3 protein-coding genes and 1 pseudogene are annotated in these 4,148 nt (G+C 67.2%); 1 reads left to right on the top strand and 3 read right to left on the bottom strand.

Annotation, left to right across the window (positions count from 1 at the left end):
• The coding region (locus WAW85_RS04750) for a copper transporter (RefSeq protein ID WP_422558495.1) at window positions 1-666 on the bottom strand (666 nt) is incomplete at its 3' end.
• Window positions 666-1,853 (bottom strand): putative cytokinetic ring protein SteA, encoded by a 1,188-nt coding sequence (gene steA / locus WAW85_RS04745; protein WP_422558496.1) that lies wholly within the window; start codon window positions 1,851-1,853, stop codon window positions 666-668. The genes steA and WAW85_RS04750, both read right to left, overlap by 1 nt.
• A gap of 141 nt (window positions 1,854-1,994) precedes the next feature.
• Here steA and WAW85_RS04740 point away from each other — a divergent pair, with 141 nt between their 5' ends.
• Window positions 1,995-3,833: a hypothetical protein gene (locus tag WAW85_RS04740; RefSeq protein WP_422558494.1), complete on the top strand. Its 1,839-nt coding sequence runs from the start codon at window positions 1,995-1,997 to the stop codon at window positions 3,831-3,833.
• 55 nt (window positions 3,834-3,888) lie between these two features.
• On the opposite strand, the pseudogene WAW85_RS04735 reads toward WAW85_RS04740, so the two are convergent.
• A pseudogene (locus WAW85_RS04735) lies at window positions 3,889-4,148 on the bottom strand (DNA repair protein RecN); the annotation flags it as partial.

The raw sequence follows: 4,148 nt of genomic DNA, 5'->3' as shown, positions 1-4,148 counted from the left end.
GCGCGCCACCAACTGCCCTTGCGCGCCGGAGTCGGCAGGCAGGGCGCCGCCGGTCACGACGACGACCAGTTCGGCACTGGTGACCGCCGCGGCCGTGGAGTTCACCAGGCCGGCCTCGTTGAGTGTCTGCAGGACGGTGTCGCGGTCGGTGGCCGCCACCGGTTGCCCGCCCGCGCGCACCAGGAGCGTCGCACCGAGCAGATCGCCGAGCCGCGCACCGGAATCGGTGAGCTCGGGCCGAATCTGCTGCCCGCGGGGGATCGACTGGTCGACGATGGACGCCACCTTGGCCGCGCTCTCGTCCCGAATCAGGGCGGTGGTCAGCGTGAGCTGTCCGGCCACCGTGCCGCCCGCGTCGTTGACCAGCCCTTTGATGGCTTCGACGTCGTTCTCGGCCGCATTGGGGGTGGTCACCACCAGCACGGAGGTGCGCACCAGCGTCCCGCGGACCAGCCGCGGCGTGACAGCCTCGATGAAGCCGGTGTCGGTGTTGACCTGCCGGGCGAGCGCATCGCGCTCATCGGTGACGGTCCCCAGCCGGTCGCGGTCGGCGCCGGTCAGCCGGTTCAACCCGTCGCCGATGAAGCCGGACCCGAGGAACAAACCCACGGCCAGAGCAAGGAACACCGCAATCAGGGAGATCGCATGCTGACGCAGCGTGATCATCAGCCGGTAGTCCCGATACCGCCGAACCAGCCGGTCACGGTGTGCCACTGCGCAGTGAACCATTCGGCCACGGCGCTATCGCCGCCGGAGGTGACCAGGAGCGCGACGATCAGCACGATCAGCGCCGCCAACAGCAGCATGGCGATGACCGCGCCACTGACCCGGCTGCGATAGAGCGTCGCGACAGCTTTGGCGTCGACCAGCTTCTGCCCCACCTTGAGGCGGGTCAGGAACGTCGACGGAATCTGGTCACGGCGACTGCGGTCGAAGAAGTCATTGATTCCGCCGCCCAGGCCGACGGTGACGATCAGGTCGGCGCCATGGAAGTCGGCGAGCAACAGCGCGAGATCACCGGCCCGGCCGACGGCCGGGAAGGTAGTTGCGCCGACTCCGAGGTCCTGGATCCGCTCGAGTCCGGCGGCGTGCCCGTCGGGATCAGCAGGCAGCACCAGTTCGGCACCGCACTTGAGCGTCTCGGTCTTGATCTCGTCGGGGTCTCCGACGATCACGGCCGGCCGGTATCCCGCTTTCATCAGCGTATCGGCGCCGATTCCCACCCCGATCATGATCGGCCGGTACTCCTTGATGAACGGTTTGAGGGCCTTGAGGTCGGCCACCCGATCGGAGCCGTCCCCAACGACGACAACGTGCCGCCCCTCCAGGTTCACCGTGAGTTCGGGCACCCCAACACCGTCGATCAGCAGCGGCGACTCGCTGCGAATGAACTCGATGGTGTTACCGGAGAACGCTTCCAGGTGATCGACCAGCCCAGTTTTGGCTTCCAACATCTGTGCGGCCACCGCCCGCTCGTCCAGCTCTGTGCCGCGGGCGACGACGCGGTCACCGATGTAGAGCCGGTCGTCGTACAGTCGCACCTTGGCGCCCTCTTTGACCCGCGCGAAGACTTCTGGGCCCACCGCGTCGAGCAGCGGAATGCCCGCGGCGGCCAGCACCTCAGGGCCGAGGTTCGGGAAGCGGCCGGTGATCGACGGTGCGGCGTTCACCACACCGACCACCTGGGCCGCCACCAGCGCATCGGCGGTGAGCCGATCGAGGTCAGTCTCGTCGAGGATCACCAGGTCGCCGGGACTGACCCGGTCGAGCAGCCGTTTCGTCGTCTTGTCGATCCGGGCGATACCGGTGGTACCGGGGAGTTCATCGGTGCGGCGGCTGAGCAAAGCGGGCATCCTCATGGCCCCGATACTGGGCCGACGCGAGCGCAATCACACGGAGGCGCGCCGCAACAACCGCAACTTTTGTCACATTAGGAACACGGTCTCAAACTCGGCACGCATGCGAGAATGACGCAACACACCGAAAGGACGCCCATGCACCGGATGCTCGTGGTCACCCTGACCGCACTGCTCGTCCTCACCGGGTGCTCGGTCACCGGCACCCCGACACGCGGCCCGCAACCACCGCCGGTCACCGAGCAATCGGTCGCCCTGGCGCCCGATCGCGATACCGAGATCACCGTCTCCGAATCCTGGACGATCACCGTGCCCCGCGGTGCGGCACCGGCCAGCGCCACGCTCGACATCCGTCCGAGCGAAGACTCGCTGCCCTCCACCGAGTATCAACACACGATCACGAGTGCCGAGGTGTCGCTGTCCTCCGGCCAGCCCAGCGTTCCCCTGGTGTTCCGGTACACGCTGCCCGACCCGGTTGCGGAAGGCACCGACGTCTATCTCGTCGGCCGCAACCAGGTACGCAGCGAGGTCGCCGGCGAAGACGTCACGGCCCTGGCCCCGATCCGGGCGACACTCGATGAGTCGCGCCGGACCGCGACCGCCTCGGTCCCGCACCTGAGCGTCTGGGACTGGGTCACCGACGCTGCCATCGAGACCAACCACTTCCTCAACTCTGTCCTGGGTATCCGTTCGGACGCACCGTCGTGTGAAACACAGCCGGTACCCAAGTGGTTCGACAAGGCGATTTTCCTCGACAGCAAAGAGGCCCCGATGCGGGTCTGCGTCGGAGCCGACCCCGGCAACCGCGACCTCGCGGTGGTGAAGATCAACAACAACCGCGGGATCGCGATTATCGTCACCGGGCCGGTAACCCCAGTTTGGGCCCACCAGTCGCAGTGGTCCGGCCAGCCCAGCGATATCGCTGCCGAGATCGAAAGCGCGACGATTCGGGCGTTCGGCCTCCCGTCGTCCGTCGCGTCGCGGACCTGGGTGGTACCGCCCGGTGGCACCCTCGACATTGGATTCTCGTCCGGGTCGCTTCCGCTCACCTCGAAGATCACCGCCTCCGCGAACATCTGGACCGTGCTCTACGGGCTGCTATGGAAGCTAGCGGAGGAGGCAGTGGACGATCCCCTAACCTTCAGCGCGCTGGAAGTGGGCTCCATGGCGGCCTGCTTCGGGTCCGCGGCCAACACCGCACTCGGTGCCACCGAGTCCTCCAAAGCCGGCGTCGGGATGGCGGCGGCCGCGCTCTGTGTGATGGACAAGCCGGCTGACGTCCTCAGTGAAGTGGCAGGACGGCTGTCGGACCGGGCGTTCGATGAGATGCGCAAGCGCCGGATCGCATCGAAAGTCGGCCGGGCCAGCGCCCGATATCTCCCTGTACTCAATGCCATCACGAACGGCCTCATCGTGTCCGACGCCGGCCTGACCACGCAGCTCCCCGACGGCGCGTGGGAAATCGGCCTATTCAAGCACATCGATCCCGCCACCACCCTCAATGCCCTGTGCGGCCGGATCGACGACCGGCGCGAGGTGAAGCACCCGCAGCTCGGCACCGTGACCATCGGCATTCGACGAGAAGAGAAGAGCCGCCCCGGCCAAGGATGTATCGCGGCCGTCGACAGCGGGGGCAAGAAGCTCCTCGTCCAGAAAGTGACCGTCTACGGAGACGCCCTAGACTTCGTTGATCCGGTGACCGATGCGACCAACAACGTCTTCATCAAGTACAACCCAGGTCGCTACAACGGCGTCATCACGCTGGTGCCCAACAAGACCGGGTACGAGGACATCGGCTGGGGCGAGGCCGGCGGATATCAGTCCACCACCCACGCGTACTACTCCGCCGGAGTCATCGGCCCGGGCCCCGACGGCCGCTACACGATCAAAGAACTGTCCAACGACTGCAACCCGGCCTGCGCGAGCGGCACCATCACCAGCAAGATCCTCACCTGGAACGGCCAACGCTACGAGTAGCCGGGTGGTCGTACGCCGACGTCAGGCTTCGGCCCCACCGGCGCGAACAACATCCCTATTCCCCACTCGGTCGCTCCGCGCAATCCCCGGACTCCCGGTGCGCCGCCTCGGCCATCTCCAACAGTTCCTCGGCGTGGGCTCGGCCGGTGTCGCTGTCGCCCAGACCGGCCAGCATGCGGGCCAGCTCGGCGACCCGCGCCGACCGATCCAGTGCCGTCAGCGAGGACGACTGCCGCCCGCGCGCGCCGCCGCCGGTCTTGCCGATCACCAAATGGTTGTCGGCGAACGCGGCGACCTGCGGCAGGTGCGTCACGA

It is taken from the genome of Gordonia sp. (in: high G+C Gram-positive bacteria), assembly GCF_049299075.1.
In the GTDB taxonomy this organism is placed as follows: domain Bacteria; phylum Actinomycetota; class Actinomycetes; order Mycobacteriales; family Mycobacteriaceae; genus Gordonia.
This window is presented reverse-complemented; position numbering and strand designations above follow the sequence as displayed.

What these genes read in the sequence shown, in the direction of transcription:
- steA (WP_422558496.1), bottom strand. Translation starts at nt 1,853, where the DNA reads ATGCCCGCTTTGCTCAGCCGCCGCACCGATGAACTCCCCGGTACCACC.
- WAW85_RS04740 (WP_422558494.1), top strand. Translation starts at nt 1,995, where the DNA reads ATGCACCGGATGCTCGTGGTCACCCTGACCGCACTGCTCGTCCTCACC.